Genomic DNA, 19,109 nt, shown 5'->3' with positions numbered 1-19,109 from the left:
CATGAACGTTACCCCTACAGCCATGCCCGCCGCCCTGACGGCACCCGCCGCGGATTATGCCGAGGCATCAGCCTCGGACGGGCCGATGGTGTCGTCTGATTTCGAAACCTTCTTGGTGATGCTGACCGCCCAGATGGAAAACCAGGATCCGCTGAACCCGATCGAGTCGACGGATTATGCGGTGCAGCTTGCGACATTCTCGGGCGTTGAGCAGCAGGTACGGACCAATGATCTGTTGAAGTCGATGGGAACCCAGCTTGGGTTGATGGGGATGTCGGATATTGCGGATTGGGTTGGGAAAGAGGCGCGTGTGGCGGCTCCGGTTTTGTTCGATGGTGACCCGATTACGTTGTCCCCGAACCCGGTTGCGGCCGCGGACGAGACCATCATGGTGGTCAAAAACGCCGAAGGAATCATCGTTGATAGCGAGCCGCTGCCAGTGTCGACTGACCCGGTAGAGTGGGATGGTCTTGATCAGAATGGGAATGCTCTGCCCCACGGGGTCTATTCCTTCGAGCTGACCAGCCGCAGTAACGGGCGACATCTGTCGACGGACCCGATGGAAAGCTATGGCCGGATCGTGGAAACCCAAAATAGTGGCGGGCAATTGTGGCTTGTGCTGGAAAGTGGCGAGCGAGTGACCGCAGATGCCGTTTCCGCCCTGCGCGAAGCCGCTGAATAAGTTTTCGTCGCGGGGCGGGTTGGCTATATAGCTTGTATGACACTTCGCGACTTCATGTTGGACGATCTGCCCGCGCGGCAAGATCAGGACGCTCTGCAACAGGCGCTTGCCCTGATTTGGCAGGAGGAAGGGCATGTGTCCAAGCGGGCAACTTGGTCCCAGCTGATGGGCGGGCGGAGCAATCCGATCTGGCAGATCACGTCAGACGACATGCCGCATGACCTTGTCTGCAAACTGTATGATGCCTCGGCCGCCACGCCCCTGTTTGCCAATGATGGTACACGCGAGGCGTTGGTGTTGAAACATCTGGCGGGCATGGGGATTGCACCCGATTTCGTGTGCTTTCTGGACAGCGCGCTGGGCGCGAGTGTGCTCTACCGTCACGTGGATGGCGTACCGTGGAGCAGCGCCGTCGAGGGCGTTGCCCAGCTGATGGCCCGCTTGCACCAGATCATTCCGCCCCAGGAACTGCCCGAGACGGTCACTTCGCCTATATCCTTGATCGCTGAAACGCAGGCAATGGCGCGTGCGATTGGGATGGATTTGCCGCCCCCGCCAGACATCACAACCAACCTGCCACAACCAACTCGACGGTTCCTGCATGGGGATGTTGTTCCCGGCAATGTCGTCGTGATGTCGGACGAATTGCGCTTGATTGACTGGCAGTGCCCAAGCATCGGGGATCCCGCTGCCGATCTTGCGATCTTCCTGTCCCCGGCGATGCAGATCTTGTATGGCAACCAGCCCTTGTCGACTGAGGAGCAGTCGGCATTCTTGTCAGCCTATCTGGCCTCGGGCGGAGATGCGGTTGGCGTGGCGCGCTACACGGCATTGGCGCCGCTCTTTCACTGGCGGATGGCGTGCTATTGCCACTGGAAAGCCGCACATGGGGACGCCGCCTATCGCGATGTCGCCGCGCTGGAACACCACGCGTCAGAGCAGGGTTGAGACCCAGACTGCTGCCAAGGCCAATCCGCCACCCAAAGTCACATAGCTCATCGCACGCAACGGGCGGGCGCGGTCGGCTTCCTGATGGGGCTCGGACTGGCGGATCAAAGCGGCTTCTGCCAATTCGGGCAGGCGCGGACCAAAGCGGGCCAGAACGCGGGCGGTGTGCACAAGGTCTTGCAGCAAAGCCTTCGGCCCGATCGAGTTCGAGATGTAGCTTTCCACCACGGGCTTTGCGACTTTCCAGATGTTGATGTCCGGCGATAGCGAGCGCGCGACGCCTTCCACCACAACCATGGTTCGTTGCAGCAAGATCAGCTCGGTCCGGGTTTCCATGCCGAATTTCTCGGTCACTTCAAAGAGATAGGCCAGCAGGCGGCCCATGGAAATCTGTGTGGCGTTCATGCCGAAAATCGGCTCGCCAACGGCGCGCAGGGCGCGGGCGAATTCTTCAACATCGCGGTCGGCGGGGACGTAGCCTGCTTCGAAATGCACCTCGGCGACGCGGCGGTAATTGCGGGTGATGAAACCATACAGGATCTCGGCATAGACGCGGCGGGTGTATTCGTCGATCCGCCCCATGATGCCAAAGTCCACGGCGATGATGTCACCATTCGCGGCAAATTTCAGGTTGCCCTGATGCATGTCGCCATGAAACAGCCCGTCGCGTAGAGCGTGGGACAGGAACAGCTGCAACACACGTTCGCCCAGCTGCTGCATGTCCAAACCCGAGGCGCGGATGGCGACCAGATCATTGGCCGGAATGCCTTCACCCCAGCCCAGCGTCATGACGGTACGGCCGGTCAGGCCCCAGTTCACCTCGGGAACGACAAAGCCCTCATCCTGCGCAGTGTTCTCGGCAAACTCGCTGGCCGAGGCGCTTTCGAGGCGCAGGTCCAGCTCGCCCATCACAGTGTGCTCGAAATGCTCGACCACATCGGTGGGGCGCAGGCGGCGAGTTGACGGCAACAGCATCTCGATCACGCGGGCCGAGAAGTGGAAGGCGTCGATATCGGTGCGGAAGGCGCGTTCAATGCCGGGACGCAGGACCTTGACGGCGACGGCCTGTCCAGTGTCGGCCAGACGTGCCTTGTGGACCTGCGCGATCGAGGCGGCTGCGACGGGTTCCGAAAACTCGGAAAACACCGTGTCGATCTCGATCCCAAGCTCTTTCTCGATCATGCGGCGCGCCACGTCCTGTTTGAACGGGGGCAGCTTGTCTTGCAGGTACTGCAACTGGTCTGCCAGTTCCGGGCCGACCACGTCAGGACGCGTCGACAGGATCTGACCGAACTTGATGTAGGCCGGACCCAGCGCGGTAATGGCGCGGGTGACGGGGGGCAAAGCGGGGTCGCCCTTTTTGCCCAGCCATGCGAAGGGCCAGCCGACCACATGGGCGGCGATGCGGATGGATGCCGGTGCGCTCATCGCGTCCAGCACGACGCCCATTGCGCCGGTTCGTTGGAAGGTCGCGCCGGTTCGGATCAGGCGCCAGATGTTGTGAGGGCCACGCATCTTAGATTTTCCACCCCGAATGCAGGGCCGCGATGCCCATCGACAGGTTGCGATATTTCACGTTTTCGAACCCGGCCTCGCGGATCATACGGGCGAAGGTTTCCTGATCGGGGAACTTGCGGATCGATTCCACCAGATACTGATAGCTGTCGTAGTCATCGGCAATCAGCTTGCCCATGCGCGGGATCACGTTGAAGGAATAGAGGTCATAAAGCTTCTGCATGCCTTCATCGGGCAGCTGGCTGAACTCCAACACCATCAGGCGGCCGCCGGGTTTCAGCACACGATAGGCTTCCTTCAGCGCGTCCGGGATGCGGGTCACGTTGCGGATGCCGAAGCTGATCGTGTAGCGATCAAAGCTGTTGTCCTCAAACGGCAGGGCCATGGCGTCACCGACGACCCAGTCCAGATGATTGGCCAAATGCGAGGCTTCTGCGCGTTGGCGACCTTCAACCAGCATGCTTTCGGTCATGTCCAGAACGACGGCCTCGGCCCCCGGGGCGCGACCCAGAAAGCGGAACGAGATGTCTCCGGTGCCACCCGCTACATCCAACAGGCGCTGCCCGTCGCGCGGGGTCAGCCAATCCATCATCGCGTCTTTCCAGACGCGGTGGATGCCCACCGACATGACATCGTTCATGATGTCGTATTTCGAGGCCACATTGGTAAAGACGCCGTGGACCATTCCGGCCTTGTCGTCCTCGTTCACGGTTTTGAACCCGAAATGCGTGGTGCGGTTGTCTGACGTGCTCATTGGGCATACTCGCTTCTTGCGGTTGATCCCTCATATCGTGACAGTAAGGGACGCACAATGGAGAGGCTTTCAACATGCCCGAATTACCCGAGGTCGAGACAGTACGTCGCGGATTGCTGCCTGTGATGGAGGGCGTGCGGATTGGGCGGGCCGAAACCCGGCGCGAGGGGCTGCGCTGGCCCTTTCCCGAACGCATGGCCGAGCGTCTGACCGGAGCCACCGTGCAACGGCTGGGGCGGCGGTCGAAATACCTGCTGGTGGATCTGGATACGGACGAGACGCTGATCGTGCATTTGGGCATGTCGGGGCGGATGCTGATCTCGGGCCACAAGCTTGGGAAGTTCCATCACGAACACCCTGCGCCGGAAAAGCATGACCATGTGGTTTTTGACATGGAGAACGGCGCGCGGGTGACGTTCAATGATCCGCGTCGCTTCGGGGCGATGGATCTGTGCCCGACAGGCGCGCTGGACGATCACAAGCTGATCCGCGTGTTGGGGCCGGAGCCACTGGGCAATCAGTTCGACGAAGCCTATTTGGTCGAGGCGCTGCGGACGAAGAACTCGCCCATCAAAACGGCGCTGCTGGATCAGAGAATCATAGCAGGGCTGGGCAATATCTATGTCTGCGAGGTGCTGTTTCGCGCTGGGATCCACCCGGCGCGAAAGGCGGCCAAGATCTCGAAACAGCGTGTTGCCAGTTTGGTACCGATCATCCGCGACGTGTTGTCGGAAGCGATCGAAAGTGGCGGGTCGTCCTTGAAGGATTACCGGCAGGCGGATGGCGATCTGGGTTATTTTCAACACAATTTCCGCGTCTATGGCCGCGAGGGTGAACGTTGCGTCACATCCGGCTGCACGGGGGAAATTGCGCGTATTACGCAATCTGGGCGCTCGACATTCTATTGTCCGCAATGCCAAAGATAGCTTGATCCATTGGGGTGGCGTGTTAGGACTCCGCTCCAACCACTCGTGACAAAGGCAGGGGAACCATGGCCTATAAGAACATCATCGTTGAAACCGAAGATCATGTGACGCTGGTCAAGCTGCACCGGCCTGACGCGCTGAACGCGCTGAACCTGGAGCTTCTGGGCGAGCTGGGCGAGGCACTGGCCGAGGCGCAAGCCAATGACAAGGTGCGCTGCATCGTCATCACCGGCTCGGAAAAAGCGTTCGCTGCGGGTGCCGACATCAAGATGATGGCCGAGAAGAGCTTTGTTGACGTGTTTGCCGGTGACCTGTTCACCCCGGAAGAAGATGCGATCATGCGCATCCGCAAGCCGATCATCGCAGCCGTTTCCGGCTACGCGCTGGGCGGTGGCTGTGAATTGGCCATGATGTGCGACTTCATCATTGCGTCCGACACCGCCAAATTTGGCCAGCCCGAGGTGAACTTGGGCGTGATGGCTGGCATGGGCGGCACACAGCGCCTGACCAAACTAGTCGGCCGCGCCAAGTCGATGGACATGAACCTGACCGGTCGTTTCATGGACGCGGAAGAGGCCGAGCGCTCGGGACTGGTCAGCCGCGTTGTGCCTGCCAAGAAGCTGATGGACGAAGCGATGTCGGCCGCCGCCAAGATCGCTGAGAAGTCGATGATCACGGTGATGGCTATCAAAGAAGCCGTGAACCGTGCCGAGCAGCTGCCGCTGACCGAAGGCATTCTGTTTGAACGCCGCGTCTTCCATTCGCTCTTCGCGACCGAAGACCAGAAAGAGGGCATGGCCGCCTTCGCTGAAAAGCGCGAACCGCAGTTCCGCGACAAGTAAACCAATAGGGCTTCCCTTTAGGGCCGAAATGGCTTAAAGGGCAGCCCATCCATGCGCGTGAGGCCCGCTTAGGCCAGAATCACCGGTTCTGAACCCGGTCGGGTGCTGTACGCGCAGCTTAGACAACGTAACACACCCGAAAGAGGGATCAGACACATGGCAAATTCGCCCCAAGCTAAAAAACGCGCCCGTCAGAACGAGCGTCGTTTCGCCGTAAACAAAGCCCGCCGTTCGCGCATCCGCACCTTCCTGCGCAACGTCGAAGAAGCCATCGCTTCGGGTGACAAAGAAGCTGCAGCTGCTGCTCTGAAAGCGGCCCAGCCGGAACTGATGCGCGGCGTCACCAAAGGCGTTTACCACAAGAACACCGCATCGCGTAAAATCTCGCGTCTGTCGGCTCGTGTAAAAGCACTGGGCTGAATCAGTTTTTACTGCTGAACAGCATCTCGAAAACAAAAAAAGAGCGTGTCCAAATGGGCACGCTCTTTTTGCTAAACCCGCCAAGAAATTTGATTTTGTAAAGCGCTCTCGGGATTCGTTTCGGCAATCACAGAGTCAAGCGTGAAGTTCTATTGCGCTAGTCCCAGAGGGATTGCTAGCTTGCATGCAGCGATTCACTTCGCCGACTTGGGACTATCAGACATAAGTGGGCTAAACCCACGACTTTTAAGGGGAATACCCTTTTTGCCACATCTGGATTTGATTCTTTGAGGTCAGATCCCAATGCCTGTTGTGCGCCAACTTACAAGGCCGCGCCTGAAGGCATGTCGCCACCCTAACTGCTAGGGTGGAAGGAGGAGACTGTTCAGTTCCCGGACGCCCGATTGGGCTATGTCGCCAGAATGGGTAACCATTTGGGGCGGCCTGCTATTGGGCACGGCGTTTAAAGCATGCGCGTTGGTTGCGTGCTGCGGATTTCGTGTGTCGCTATGAAGGGGTGCGCTGAAAGTGCGCCATATGAATGGGATATTAGTACCTGTGAAGGACGGTCTTGGGCTGTCTAACTAAACGCTGGGTCGAGGTAAGATGACGAACGAACAATGGGGCAAGGTCCGCAACAAGCTGCAAAAAGCAGTGGGACAAAACAACTATACCAGCTGGATCGAACCCTTGGAATTTGCCGAACTGGATGGCGGCGTGGCCCGTTTTTTGGTGCCGACGAACTTCTTGGGCAACTGGGTTAGCCAGAATTTTGGGGATCAAATTCTGAGCCACCTGAATAGCGAGGGCGTCAAAGTTGCGCGTCTCGAGTTCAAAGTACCTGAAAAGGTAAAGCCCCGTCCGGTTGCGCAACCTGCTGATGCGGCATCGTCCCCAGCATCTGCCGTTGCCAAACCCGATCAAAGCGACCTGCCGGGCGCGCCGCTTGATGCGCGTTTCACCTTCGACAGCTTCGTTGTCGGTAAGCCGAACGAACTGGCCCATGCCGCTGCCCGTCGTGTGGCCGAAGGTGGCCCTGTCACGTTCAACCCGCTGTTCCTCTATGGTGGCGTTGGTCTGGGTAAAACCCACCTGATGCACGCCATCGCGCACGAGATGAAGACCCGCCAGCCCGACCTGCGTGTGGTCTACCTGTCTGCCGAGCAATTCATGTACCGCTTCGTTCAGGCGATCCGCGAAAAGCAGATGATCGACTTCAAACAACTGTTCCGCTCGGTCGATGTACTGATGGTGGACGACGTTCAGTTCATCGCTGGCAAAGACAGCACCCAGGAAGAGTTCTTCCACACGTTCAACGCGCTGGTGGACCAGAACAAACAGATCATCATCTCGGCCGACCGCGCACCGGGCGAGATCAAGGATCTTGAGGACCGCATCAAAAGCCGCCTGCAATGTGGTTTGGTTGTGGACCTGCACCCGACCGATTACGAACTGCGTCTGGGCGTGCTGCAAACCAAGGTCAATGCGTACCGTGAACAGTACAAAGGTCTGGTGATTGCCGATGGCGTGCTGGAATATCTGGCACACCGCATCTCGACCAACGTCCGCGTGCTGGAAGGTGCCTTGATGCGTCTCTTCGCCTTTGCCTCGCTGGTGGGTCGCGAGATCACGCTGGAGCTGGCGCAGGACTGTCTGGGCGACATCCTTCGTGCGTCGGACCGCAAGGTCACCGTCGAGGAAATCCAGCGCAAAGTGTCCGAGCACTACAATATCCGCCTGTCGGATCTGATCGGTCCGCGCCGCGTGCGCACCATCGCGCGCCCCCGTCAGGTTGCGATGTATCTGGCCAAGCACATGACCTCGCGCTCGCTGCCGGAAATCGGGCGTCGTTTTGGTGGCCGGGATCACACCACGGTCATGCATGGCGTCAAGCGCATCGACGAGCTGAAGGGCGTGGATGATCAGATCGCGGAAGATCTGGAATTGCTGCGCCGCGCGCTGGAAGCGTAAAGCAGCGGCAAAACGGTGGGTTTTGGGCCTTAAACCCTTGACCCGCCCACGAAAGAAGCGGACATTCCAAATAAAGAATTGAGCCGGGCGGTGATCCTGATATGGTCTCCGCCCCGGTATCTGTCAGGAGTGGGACATGAAGATCAGTATCGAACGCGGCGCGCTTCTGAAGGCCGTGGCACAGGCGCAATCGGTTGTTGAGCGTCGGAACACCATTCCAATCCTAGCAAACGTGTTGATCGAAGCCGAAGGCGACAGTGTATCCTTCCGCGCCACCGACCTGGATATCGAGGTGGTCGACAAGACCGACGCGATGGTCGAACGCGCAGGCGCGACGACCGTGTCCGCCGTGACCCTGCACGAGATCGTGCGCAAGCTGCCCGACGGGGCGCTGGTACAGCTGACCGATGACGGCGCCACCGGGCGTCTGAGCGTCGAAGCTGGCCGGTCGAGCTTCTCGCTCGCCACCCTGCCCAAGGAAGATTTCCCGGTCATGGCCTCGTCGGAATACTCGGCAAACTTCTCGGCCCCTGCGCCGGTTCTGCGCCGCCTATTTGATAAATCGAAATTCGCGATTTCGACCGAGGAAACCCGGTACTATCTGAACGGCGTGTATCTGCACGTCTCGGACGCCGATGGCGGCAAAGTTCTGCGCGCTGTGGCCACCGATGGTCACCGTCTGGCGCGCATTGACGCTGATCTGCCCCCAGGTGCCGAAGACATGCCGGGCGTGATCGTCCCGCGCAAAACCGTAGGCGAGCTGCGCAAGCTGCTGGACGATGACGATGCGACAATTGCCGTCTCGGTATCGGAAACCAAAGTGCGCTTTGCGACCCCGGTGATCACCCTGACCTCGAAAGTCATCGACGGCACCTTCCCGGACTACACCCGCGTGATCCCCTCGGGCAACACGCGCAAGTTGGAGGTGGACGCGACCGCGTTCGCGCAGGCCGTGGACCGTGTGGCCACCGTGTCCAGCGAACGTTCGCGCGCTGTGAAGCTGCAGCTGGACGAAGACCGTCTGGTTCTGTCGGTCAACGCGCCGGATGCCGGTGCGGCTGAAGAAGAACTGGCCGTTGCCTACAATGACGAACGTCTGGAAATCGGCTTTAACGCCAAGTACCTGCTGGAGATCGCCAGCCAGGTGGACCGTGAAAACGCCGTCTTCATGTTCAACTCGTCGGGCGATCCGACCCTGATGCGTGAAGGCAATGACACCAGCGCCGTTTACGTCGTCATGCCGATGCGCGTGTGACCTGCGGGTCCTTAAAGCGTTGAAAAGGAGGGCGTGATGACACTCGCCCTTCGCGAGCTGACACTCAGCCATTTTCGTAGCCACAAACTGGCCCGCCTGTCCTTGGATGGGCGGCCTGTTGTGCTGCATGGGCGCAACGGGGCGGGGAAGACCAATATTCTTGAGGCGGTCTCGATGCTGTCCCCGGGGCGGGGGCTGCGCCGCGCTGCACTGGACGAGATGATCCGGAAACCCGAAGCGGTGGGCTGGAAGATCTCGGCCGTGCTGCAAAGCCTTCATCAGATGCACGAGGTTGAAACCTGGTGCGAGGCCGGAGCGTCCAGGCAGGTAAAGATCGACGGAAAGGCGGCGGCGCAGGTGGCGTTGGGCCGGATCGCGCGGATCGTCTGGTTGGTTCCGGTGATGGACCGGCTGTGGGTCGAAGGCGCGGAAGGGCGGCGGCGGTTTCTGGATCGCATGACGATGAGCTTCGAGCCCGGCCATGCAGACGCGGTTTTGACCTATGAAAAGGCGATGCGCGAACGCAATCGTTTGCTGAAGGACGGGCAGCGGGATGCCCATTGGTATGACGCGCTGGAAGCGCAAATGGCGCAGGCCGGCGCGCGGATCATCGCAAACCGCGCCTATTGTCTGGAACAGCTGCAAGAGGCGCAGGGCATGGCCGAAACCGCCTTTCCCGTGGCGGATCTATCGCTGGTGCAGGTGGATGATAGCAGCTTGCCGGGTGACGAAAGCGATCTGGCGCAGGCCTTTGCGGAAAGCCGGTCGCGGGACCTTCTGGCGGGGCGGTCGTTGGTTGGACCGCATCGCACCGATCTTGGCGCGGTCTATGCCGCAAAGGGAGTTGCGGCGCGGGATTGTTCGACCGGTGAACAAAAGGCGCTATTGGTGTCTTTAATCCTTGCCAATGGCCGTGCGCTGGCGCGGGATTTCGGGGCACCTCCGATCTTGCTGCTGGACGAGGTCGCCGCGCATTTGGACGCGGGGCGTCGCGCTGCGCTGTATGATGAGATTTGCGCCTTGGGCGCGCAGGCCTTCATGACCGGCACGGGGCCAGAATTGTTCGAGGAACTCGGCGACCGCGCCGCGCATTTTGAAGTGACCGAGACCGACGGCGTGTCGGAAGTCAAAGAGGTGACACCATGAAAACCAATCGCGTGACCCTGATCACTCTGGGCGTCAAAGACCTGAACCGTGCGCGTGCGTTTTACGAGGCGATCGGGTGGGAGCCGTCGAACGTACAGGACGAGGTCGTGTTCTATGACATGAACGGCATGAAGTTCGGCTTCTACACGCTAGAAGGGCTGGCCAAGGACACGCGCAAGCCTGTGGAGGAGCTGAAAACCGGCGCCATGACCCTTGCGCAATGCTTCCCGACCGAGGCGGATGTCGATGCGGCTTTTGACAAGGCGCTGGCCGCCGGGGCGACGGAAATCGCCCGGCCAGAAAAGGTCTTCTGGGGCGGGTATTCGGGCTATATCGCTGACCCGGACGGGCATCTTTGGGAATATGCCATGAACCCGTTCTGGGAGATGGACGAAGACGGTCACCTGACATGACAATCTCGCCTGCCGAACTGGGTTTCTACATCTTCGGCCTGTTCATTCTGTTCCTGACACCGGGGCCCGTCTGGGTGGCGCTGGTCGCACGCGTGCTGGCCGGGGGCTTCACGCAAGCGTGGCCGCTGACGTTGGGGGGCGCCGTTGGAGATATCTTCTGGTCGATCCTTGCGGCGCTGGGCATGGGCTGGGTCGCCTCGAGTGTCGAGGGCGGGATGCTGGTGCTGCGGATCGTGGCGGCCCTGTTTTTCCTTTGGCTGGGCGTGACGATCATCCGGTCCGCGGGTCACAAAGTGACGGGGGACAGCCGCCTGACACGTCCCGGCATGTATGCAGGCTTTGTAGCAGGGCTTATTGTGATCCTGTCTAACCCCAAGGCGATCTTGTTCTACATGGGCGTGCTTCCGGGGTTCTTCGACCTCTCGCGCCTGACAGCGGCGGACATCACGGCCATTGCTGTGGCGTCCTTCATCGTTCCTTTGGTGGGCAACCTGATACTGGCCTATTTCGTCGATCGCGCGCGCGCTCTTTTGTCGTCAGAACGGGCGCTGACACGGATGAATTACGCCGCTGGAGGCCTTCTTGTTCTGGTCGGATTGGCGATCCCGTTCGTCTAGGAAAAACATCGCCAGAAACCCCCTAAATATTGTGTCACATGCGTGACATTCCCCGCCCGATTCTCTATATTTTCGGGAACGAATAACAGGAAGGCCCACATGGCTGATGACGCGCAGAACGGTGCCGAGTATGGCGCTGAATCCATCAAAGTTCTCAAAGGTTTGGAGGCGGTGCGCAAGCGCCCCGGGATGTATATTGGTGACACCGACGATGGCTCGGGTCTGCATCACATGGTGTACGAGGTTGTGGACAATGGTATTGACGAGGCGCTGGCCGGTCACGCCGACGCCGTAACCGTCACGATCCATGCCGATAACTCGGTTTCTGTATCGGATAACGGGCGCGGTATTCCGGTGGATATGCACCCCGAAGAAGGCGTGTCGGCGGCCGAGGTCATCATGACCCAGCTGCACGCGGGCGGTAAATTCGACTCGAACTCGTACAAGGTGTCGGGCGGTCTGCACGGTGTGGGCGTATCGGTTGTGAACGCTTTGTCCGATTGGTTGGAGTTGCGCGTTTGGCGCAACGGCAAAGAGCACGTCGCCCGCTTTGAGCGCGGTGAGACGGCAGAGCATCTGAAAGTGGTTGGTGACTGCGGTGATCGCACCGGGACCGAGGTACGGTTCTTGGCGTCGACCGACACGTTCTCGAACCTCGATTATCAGTTCAAGACGCTGGAAAACCGTCTGCGCGAACTGTCGTTCCTGAACTCGGGCGTGCGGATCATCATCGAAGATGAACGCCCGGCCGAGAAGCTGCACTCGGAAATGCACTACGACGGCGGCGTGAAGGAATTCGTGAAGTATCTGGACCGCTCGAAGACGCCTCTGATGGAAGAGCCGATCTTTGTGACCGGCGAGAAGGATGGCATCGGGGTCGAGGTCGCGATGTGGTGGAACGATGGCTACCACGAAAACGTGCTGCCCTTTACCAATAACATTCCTCAGCGGGACGGTGGCACGCACCTTGCAGGCTTCCGGGGTGCGCTGACACGGACACTGAACCTATATGCCAACTCGTCGGGTTTGGCGAAGAAGGAAAAGGTGAACTTCACCGGGGATGACGCGCGCGAAGGTCTGACCTGCGTGCTGTCGGTGAAAGTGCCGGATCCGAAGTTCAGCTCGCAGACCAAAGACAAGCTGGTGTCGTCCGAAGTGCGCCCGGCGGTTGAAGGTCTAATGAACGAAAAGCTGCAAGAGTGGTTCGACGAAAACCCGCAGATCGCGAAGATGATCGTCGGCAAGATCATCGAGGCCGCTTTGGCCCGCGAAGCGGCCCGCAAAGCGCGCGAAATGACGCGGAAGAAATCGACGCTGGATGTGGCGTCGCTGCCCGGTAAGCTTGCGGATTGTCAGGAAAAAGATCCGGCGAAACGCGAATTGTTCCTGGTCGAGGGTGACTCGGCTGGGGGGTCGGCCAAGCAGGGTCGCTCGCGTCACGATCAGGCGGTTCTGCCCCTGCGCGGGAAAATCCTGAACGTAGAGCGCGCGCGGTTTGACCGGATGCTGTCCAGTCAGGAGATCGGTACGCTGATTACCGCGCTGGGCACCGGGATTGGTCGCGACGAATTCAACATCGACAAGCTGCGGTACCACAAGGTCATCATCATGACCGATGCGGACGTCGACGGCGCACACATCCGGACGCTTCTTCTGACCTTCTTCTTCCGCCAGATGCCGGAATTGATCGAGGGCGGGTACCTCTATATCGCGCAGCCGCCGCTGTATAAGGTCAGCCGCGGCAAGTCCGAGGTCTATGTGAAAGACCAGACCGCGCTTGAGGATTACCTGATTGATCAGGGGATCGACGGAACTGTGCTGCGTCTTGCCAATGGCGAGGAAATCGCCGGTGCCGATCTGGCCCGCGTGGTCGAGGGTGCCCGGAATTTCAAACGAATTCTGGACGCGTTCCCAACCCATTACCCGCGCAATATTCTGGAGCAAGCCGCCCTTTCAGGTGCCTTCGATCCGGGTCGTGCGGATGCCGACTTGCAGCTGGTGGCCGACGATGTGGCCGCACGTCTAGACAAAGTTGCCGTGGAATATGAACGCGGTTGGCAAGGTCGGATCACGCAAGATCACGGCATCCGCTTGGCCCGTATTCTGCGCGGGGTCGAGGAAATCCGCACGCTGGACGGCGCTGTCCTGCGCTCGGGCGAGGCGCGGCGGTTGTCGGAGGTCTCGCAAGACACCCGTGACATCTATCGCGAACATTCGCACTTGTCGCGTAAGGACCGCGAGATCCTTGTGCAGGGTCCGATCGACCTGCTGAGCGCTATTCTGGCCGAAGGTGAAAAGGGTCTGACGTTGCAGCGTTACAAAGGCCTGGGCGAGATGAACCCCGATCAGCTGTGGGAAACTACGCTCGACCACGAGGCGCGTACGCTTCTGCAGGTAAAAGTGGACGACTTGGCCGAGGCCGACGACATCTTTACCAAGCTGATGGGCGACGTGGTGGAACCCCGCCGCGAGTTCATCCAACAGAACGCCCTGTCGGTCGAGAACCTGGATTTCTGATCGCCTGCAGGATTCCCCATAATCTTTCGCGATGCCCATAGGTTTTCGCGAGACGCCCATAGTCGTTCGTTTTGTTAAATTTCGGCGAGTTTCTGGACAGGCAAAAAAGTGCTCCGAAATTCGCCGAAATCTGAAGATTTTCAGAACGCGGATATCAGCCTTTCTTCAGCTGAGTCGCAAATTGGCGTCAGCCTTCTATTAGTGCCATTAGCGGACACTAGCTCAGATTACACGAACAGCCCATTGCCGACATTCGCGGCGAAGGGCCGCGATGAATCCAATCTTTTGAGAGCTGCATATCGTCTCAGTATCCGCGTCTGGGAGAATGCGGGTTCGGTCAAAAGCCCCAACTGAACCCGGTTTCCTGCTCGGAGAGCACCCAGAGCCGCTCCATAACCGGTTTGTCATAGGCGTGGGGGTGCAGCGTGCCCTTACCAACCGGACCGACGAACTCCATGCGCCCGGTTGGGCCGTAAAGCGCGCGCTGCTCGAGCTCGTCACCGCCGCCTGCGACGACTAATCGGCGATCGACGTAACCGCGCACACTACGCTTCGTGCCGCCTTCGCTGCATCCCAAGCACACCGCTTCAGCCTTGAAGTGTTGGGCGCGACCGGTTTGGGCCTTGGATCATCTGTCCGATCTGGGGCCCGAGGTTTTGCCCGCACCCTGAAGACGACGCAACGGGGCGTTCGGCCCAGTTAAGCCTTCTTCAACCCCTCTGCTTAGAAAGCTCGTCATCCCATCACGCAAAGGCGCCCTGATTGTGGCTACCGGAATGCGTGTGAACTTGTCAGGAGCTTGCAATGTCCAATCCCTTTGAAAACCGCATGCCGTCCCTGCGGGGTCCGGCCACCGATATGGAACCCGTTCTGCCGTCCGATCTTAGCGATCTGCCCAATGTGGCTGTGTCGCTGTATGTGGAAACTGGCGGCGCCGTTTCCTTTGAAAGCGTGGCAGGCGGCGTGCGCACTGTGACGGTCGGGGACAACGCGATCCTGCCGGTCGGTGTGCGCAAAGTTCGGTCGACGGGCACAACCGCGTCGGGCATCCATGCTTTCGTGCTGATCTGATGCTGTCTCTGGGTTTTGAGCTTCCGGCGGTGGCACTGCGCAGCGCAGGGTCGTCGCCTTCACCTGGTCCGTTCTCTCCTCTGCAGCTCGCGCCGTCTGCGATGTTTGATCCAGAGAACACGGCACAGCTTTATCAAGACGATGGCGGCACGACTGCCGTGACCGCAGACAACCAGCCGATCGGGCTGTGGCAGGATGAAACGCCGAACGGGCTGGATCTAAGCCAGTCGACCAGCGCCGCGCGCCCTAGCTATCGCACCGATGGCACCTTTCACTGGGCCGAGATGGATGGGGTGGATGACAGTCTGATCTCGACGCCGATTCTGCGGATCGGAAACCCGACGACGATGGTCATCGGCTATCAGATGCTGGCGACCGAAGGCACGGGGCGTGTGAACTTTGCCGAGATCAGCAAGAATTCGATCAATGCAATGTCGATCGGCTCGCGCCCTTCCATCGACCGTTTGCAGTATCTGAGCCGACTGAGCGAAAAGAGCGTGAGTATTTCCCACGTGAGCGCTCAGCCCCCTTACGGCGGCCATCAAAAGCGTGTTGTGACGTTGCAGGCGACCTCGGGGCAGGTGATCATTCGGATGGATGGCAATGTTGTCCTAAACACGACCCAGAACCTGACCAGCGAATTTACCGATGCGCAGCCTTTGCGAGTCGGCATTGGCGTCAGCGGGGCAAGTATGCCGGGCGCGTTCCGCCTGTTTGGCTTGCAGGTCTGGAATGATCCGGCAACCCAGCCTGACGCGGCGCAGATTGATCAACTGGAAAGTTGGATGGCTGACAAGATCGGCGTGACGCTGTGATCTTTTGCGTGGCTAACTGGATTATAGAGTGCTTAAAACCCGCCCTGTGAAGGCGGGTTTTGCTTTTCGCGCAGGGACTTAAACCTTGTAGTAATCCCGATACCACGCCACGAAACTGTTCACCCCCTCGCGGAAATCGGTGGCCGGGCGGTAGCCAGTCAGACGTTGCAGCAATGTCGCATCCGCCCACGTGGCGGGCACATCGCCCTTCTGCATCTCCATGTAATTGCGCACGGCTTTCTTGCCCAAGGCGTCCTCGATCGCCTCGACGAAATCCAGCAGGCGCACCTTGTCCGAGTTCCCTACATTCACCACGCGGTAAGGCGCGGCGGGGGATAGGCTATCGCCGTCCTCGATGTCGTCCTTGCTGTCTGGCCGGACCGGAGGGCTGTCGATCAGCAGGCGGATGCCACGGACCAGATCTTCGACATAAGTGAAGTCACGGAACATGTCGCCATTGTTGTAAATGTCGATGGGCGTACCTTCTATGATCCCCTTGGTGAACTTGAACAGCGCCATATCGGGGCGGCCCCAAGGACCATAGACGGTGAAGAACCGAAACATGGTGGACGGGATGTTCCACAAATGCGCATAGCTATGCGCCATGGCCTCGTTCGCTTTCTTGGTCGCCGCATAGATGGTCAGTGGCGTGTCGGCCTTTTCCGTTTCCGTAAACGGCATCTCGTCATTCGCGCCATAGACGGAACTTGTCGAGGCCATCAGCAGGTGGTCGACCTCGTGGCGACGGGCGGCCTCCATCACGTTGAAGGTACCGACGACATTCGAGTCGATATAGGCACGGGGGTTCTCAAGGCTGTAACGCACCCCCGCCTGCGCGGCGAGATGCACGATCACGTCGGGTTCGAACGCGTCCGCCATCTGGTCGAACAGTTCTAGATCTTCCAGCATCCCTTCGGTGGCCGAGAAGCTTTCGTTTTGCAGAAGCATCTGGTGGCGGCGCTGCTTCAGGGTGACGTCGTAATAATCCGTCATCCCGTCGAAGCCGTGGACCTGAAAGCCCTCTTCCAGCAGCAGTTTTGACAGGTGATAGCCGATAAATCCGGCCGAGCCCGTCACAAGAACCTTACGTTTACCCATTGAAAATGACCTTTTCTAAAATCGTATAGTACAATTCTATCGACGCCCGCTTCTAGCGCCAAGCATCTTGGCACCCTAAATCTTCCCTAGTGCATTCACTGCGCGCGCGAATATCACTGGTTTCACTGCGCGCGAGGTGATAATCGCTGCCAGACAGGAACATTCAGATAAGGGTGGGAACCACATGCCTGCTTACAGATCCAGAACCTCGACCCATGGCCGCAACATGGCCGGTGCCCGTGGCCTTTGGCGCGCGACCGGGATGACCGACAGCGATTTCGGCAAGCCGATCATCGCCATTGTGAACAGCTTCACGCAATTCGTGCCGGGTCACGTCCACCTGAAGGATCTGGGCCAGATGGTCGCCCGCGAGGTCGAGGCCGCAGGCGGTGTCGCCAAGGAATTCAACACCATCGCCGTCGATGACGGGATTGCGATGGGTCATGACGGCATGCTTTATTCGCTGCCGTCGCGCGAAGTGATTGCGGACTCGGTCGAGTACATGGTCAACGCGCACTGCGCTGACGCGATGGTCTGTATCTCGAACTGTGACAAGATCACCCCCGGTATGTTGATGGCCGCGATGCGCCTGAACATCCCGGTGATCTTCGTGTCGGGTGGCCCAATGGAAGCGGGCAAGATCGATATTGCCGATCTGGACGCCAAGAAGATCGACCTTGTGGACGCGATGGTCGCCGCTGCCGATGACAAATACACCGATGAGCAGGTTCAGCATATCGAAGAGAACGCCTGCCCGACCTGTGGGTCGTGCTCGGGTATGTTCACCGCGAACTCGATGAACTGTCTGGCCGAGGCGCTGGGTTTGGCGCTGCCGGGCAATGGCTCGACACTGGCGACCCACGCGGATCGTAAGGGTCTGTTCCTGGAGGCTGGCCGCAAGATCGTCGAGATCACCAAGCGTCACTATCAGGATGAAGAAAAAGGCCTGCTGCCGCGCGAGATTGCGACTTTTGAAGCGTTCGAGAACGCCATGTCGCTGGACATCGCCATGGGTGGGTCCACCAACACGGTTCTGCACCTGCTGGCCATTGCCAACGAGGGCGAGGTCGATTTCGACATGACGGACATGGACCGCCTGTCGCGCAAAGTGCCCTGCCTGTGTAAGGTCGCGCCGAACATCCACAACGTCCACATGGAAGACGTGCACCGCGCCGGTGGCATCTTCTCGATCCTTGGCGAACTGTCGCGTGCTGGTCTGCTGCACAACGACGTGCCGACCGTCCACTCGACCACCATGGGCGAGGCGATCGCCAAATGGGACATCAAGGTTGCCAACAACCCGGCTGCTGAAGAGCTGTTCAAAGCTGCCCCCGGTGGCGTGCGCACCACGCAAGCGTTCAGCCAAGCCAACCGCTTCAAGGAACTGGACACCGACCGCGAAGGTGGCGTGATCCGTTCGGCGGAACATGCATTCTCGAAAGACGGTGGTCTGGCGGTTCTGTTCGGCAACATTGCCGAAGACGGCTGCATCGTGAAAACAGCAGGCGTGGATGAAAGCATCCTGACCTTCACCGGCACCGCTCATGTTTGCGAAAGCCAAGACGCGGCTGTGAACAACATCCTGACCGGCAAGGTCAAGGAAGGCGACGTGGTTGTCATTCGTTACGAAGGTCCGCGCGGTGGTCCGGGGATGCAGGAAATGCTGTACCCGACCAGCTATCTGAAATCCAAGGGTCTGGGCAAAGCCTGTGCGCTGTTGACCGATGGTCGTTTCTCGGGCGGCACGTCCGGTCTGTCGATCGGCCACGCCTCGCCAGAGGCTGCCGAAGGTGGTGCCATCGGTCTGGTGCAGGACGGCGACAAGATCGAGATCGACATCCCGAACCGCACCATCAACCTTGCCATCTCGGACGAGGAAATGGCGGCCCGCCGTGCTGAGCAGGACAAAAAAGGCTGGGTCCCCGCCGAGCCGCGCAAACGCAAAGTATCCAAGGCTCTGAAAGCCTATGCGATGCTGGCGTCGTCGGCTGCAAAAGGCGCGGTTCGCGTCATCGACTAAACACAATCGGGCGCGTAGGTAGGAATACCCACGCGCCCGTTTTCCCTTTCCCGACCGCCCTCTCTGCCCCTAGGCTAAGGATGCGAACGGAAAGGATCC

At 59.5% G+C, this 19,109-nt stretch carries 18 protein-coding genes; 14 read left to right on the top strand and 4 right to left on the bottom strand.

The genetic code is table 11. From position 1 onward, the window contains the following. The first annotated feature begins 1 nt into the window (after position 1). Positions 2–682: a flagellar hook capping FlgD N-terminal domain-containing protein gene (locus EOL43_RS07115; RefSeq protein ID WP_133486978.1), complete on the top strand. Its 681-nt coding sequence runs from the start codon at positions 2–4 to the stop codon at positions 680–682. Positions 683–718: 36 nt separating this feature from the next. Further along, complete coding sequence (locus EOL43_RS07110; RefSeq protein ID WP_133486976.1) at positions 719–1,630, top strand: phosphotransferase family protein; 912 nt, start codon at positions 719–721, stop codon at positions 1,628–1,630. Here the strand turns inward: EOL43_RS07110 and ubiB are convergent. Beyond that, positions 1,616–3,145: a 2-polyprenylphenol 6-hydroxylase gene (ubiB, locus tag EOL43_RS07105; RefSeq protein WP_133486974.1), complete on the bottom strand. Its 1,530-nt coding sequence runs from the start codon at positions 3,143–3,145 to the stop codon at positions 1,616–1,618. The genes EOL43_RS07110 and ubiB overlap by 15 nt on opposite strands. A gap of 1 nt (position 3,146) precedes the next feature. Then, the gene (ubiE, locus tag EOL43_RS07100) at positions 3,147–3,899 is read right to left on the bottom strand and encodes a bifunctional demethylmenaquinone methyltransferase/2-methoxy-6-polyprenyl-1,4-benzoquinol methylase UbiE (protein ID WP_133486972.1); all 753 of its coding nucleotides are present in this window, start codon (positions 3,897–3,899) and stop codon (positions 3,147–3,149) included. Positions 3,900–3,973: 74 nt separating this feature from the next. Between ubiE and mutM the strand changes: the two genes are divergently transcribed. The 9 genes from mutM (at position 3,974) to gyrB (ending at position 14,006) form a co-directional block, all read left to right on the top strand. Then, a complete protein-coding gene (gene mutM / locus EOL43_RS07095) occupies positions 3,974–4,825 on the top strand; it encodes a bifunctional DNA-formamidopyrimidine glycosylase/DNA-(apurinic or apyrimidinic site) lyase (RefSeq protein WP_133486970.1) in 852 nt (283 codons plus the stop codon). Between the two features lie 65 nt (positions 4,826–4,890). Next, positions 4,891–5,667, top strand: a complete 777-nt coding sequence (locus EOL43_RS07090) for an enoyl-CoA hydratase (protein WP_133486968.1) — start codon at positions 4,891–4,893, stop codon at positions 5,665–5,667. A gap of 156 nt (positions 5,668–5,823) precedes the next feature. Beyond that, on the top strand, positions 5,824–6,087 hold the full coding sequence (rpsT, locus tag EOL43_RS07085) for a 30S ribosomal protein S20 (RefSeq protein ID WP_133486966.1): 264 nt from the start codon (positions 5,824–5,826) through the stop codon (positions 6,085–6,087). 606 nt (positions 6,088–6,693) lie between these two features. Beyond that, a complete protein-coding gene (dnaA, locus tag EOL43_RS07080) occupies positions 6,694–8,058 on the top strand; it encodes a chromosomal replication initiator protein DnaA (RefSeq protein WP_133486964.1) in 1,365 nt (454 codons plus the stop codon). Between the two features lie 136 nt (positions 8,059–8,194). After that, complete coding sequence (gene dnaN, locus EOL43_RS07075) at positions 8,195–9,313, top strand: DNA polymerase III subunit beta (RefSeq protein ID WP_133486962.1); 1,119 nt, start codon at positions 8,195–8,197, stop codon at positions 9,311–9,313. 36 nt (positions 9,314–9,349) lie between these two features. Further along, positions 9,350–10,459: a DNA replication/repair protein RecF gene (gene recF / locus EOL43_RS07070; protein ID WP_420867500.1), complete on the top strand. Its 1,110-nt coding sequence runs from the start codon at positions 9,350–9,352 to the stop codon at positions 10,457–10,459. Next, complete coding sequence (locus EOL43_RS07065; RefSeq protein WP_133486958.1) at positions 10,456–10,872, top strand: VOC family protein; 417 nt, start codon at positions 10,456–10,458, stop codon at positions 10,870–10,872. Before recF ends, EOL43_RS07065 begins: the two co-directional genes overlap by 4 nt. Then, positions 10,869–11,489: a LysE family translocator gene (locus EOL43_RS07060; protein ID WP_133486956.1), complete on the top strand. Its 621-nt coding sequence runs from the start codon at positions 10,869–10,871 to the stop codon at positions 11,487–11,489. The genes EOL43_RS07065 and EOL43_RS07060 overlap by 4 nt, the downstream gene beginning before the upstream one ends. 99 nt (positions 11,490–11,588) lie before the next feature. Continuing rightward, positions 11,589–14,006: a DNA topoisomerase (ATP-hydrolyzing) subunit B gene (gyrB, locus tag EOL43_RS07055; RefSeq protein WP_133486955.1), complete on the top strand. Its 2,418-nt coding sequence runs from the start codon at positions 11,589–11,591 to the stop codon at positions 14,004–14,006. A gap of 337 nt (positions 14,007–14,343) precedes the next feature. On the opposite strand, the gene EOL43_RS07050 is transcribed toward gyrB, so the two are convergent. Then, positions 14,344–14,550, bottom strand: coding sequence for a hypothetical protein (locus tag EOL43_RS07050; RefSeq protein ID WP_240686488.1), 207 nt, complete (start codon positions 14,548–14,550; stop codon positions 14,344–14,346). Between the two features lie 260 nt (positions 14,551–14,810). Between EOL43_RS07050 and EOL43_RS07045 the strand changes: the two genes are divergently transcribed. Then, positions 14,811–15,077: a spike base protein, RCAP_Rcc01079 family gene (locus EOL43_RS07045; protein WP_133486953.1), complete on the top strand. Its 267-nt coding sequence runs from the start codon at positions 14,811–14,813 to the stop codon at positions 15,075–15,077. A 101-nt stretch (positions 15,078–15,178) separates the two neighbouring features. Continuing rightward, on the top strand, positions 15,179–15,892 hold the full coding sequence (locus tag EOL43_RS07040) for a hypothetical protein (protein WP_133486951.1): 714 nt from the start codon (positions 15,179–15,181) through the stop codon (positions 15,890–15,892). A gap of 78 nt (positions 15,893–15,970) precedes the next feature. Here the strand turns inward: EOL43_RS07040 and EOL43_RS07035 are convergent, their stop codons facing one another. Then, a complete protein-coding gene (locus tag EOL43_RS07035; protein WP_133486949.1) occupies positions 15,971–16,990 on the bottom strand; it encodes a GDP-mannose 4,6-dehydratase in 1,020 nt (339 codons plus the stop codon). A gap of 184 nt (positions 16,991–17,174) precedes the next feature. On the opposite strand from EOL43_RS07035, the gene ilvD reads away from it, so the two are divergent. Beyond that, positions 17,175–19,010 carry a dihydroxy-acid dehydratase gene (ilvD, locus tag EOL43_RS07030; RefSeq protein WP_133486947.1) on the top strand — a complete coding sequence of 612 codons (1,836 nt, stop codon included), beginning with the start codon at positions 17,175–17,177 and terminating at the stop codon, positions 19,008–19,010. Positions 19,011–19,109 lie beyond the last annotated feature (99 nt).

This window comes from Aliiroseovarius marinus (assembly GCF_004360145.1).
GTDB classification, from domain to species: Bacteria; Pseudomonadota; Alphaproteobacteria; order Rhodobacterales; family Rhodobacteraceae; genus Aliiroseovarius; species Aliiroseovarius marinus.
Note: the sequence above shows the minus strand (reverse complement) of the source record. Positions and strands in the feature narration are given on the sequence as shown.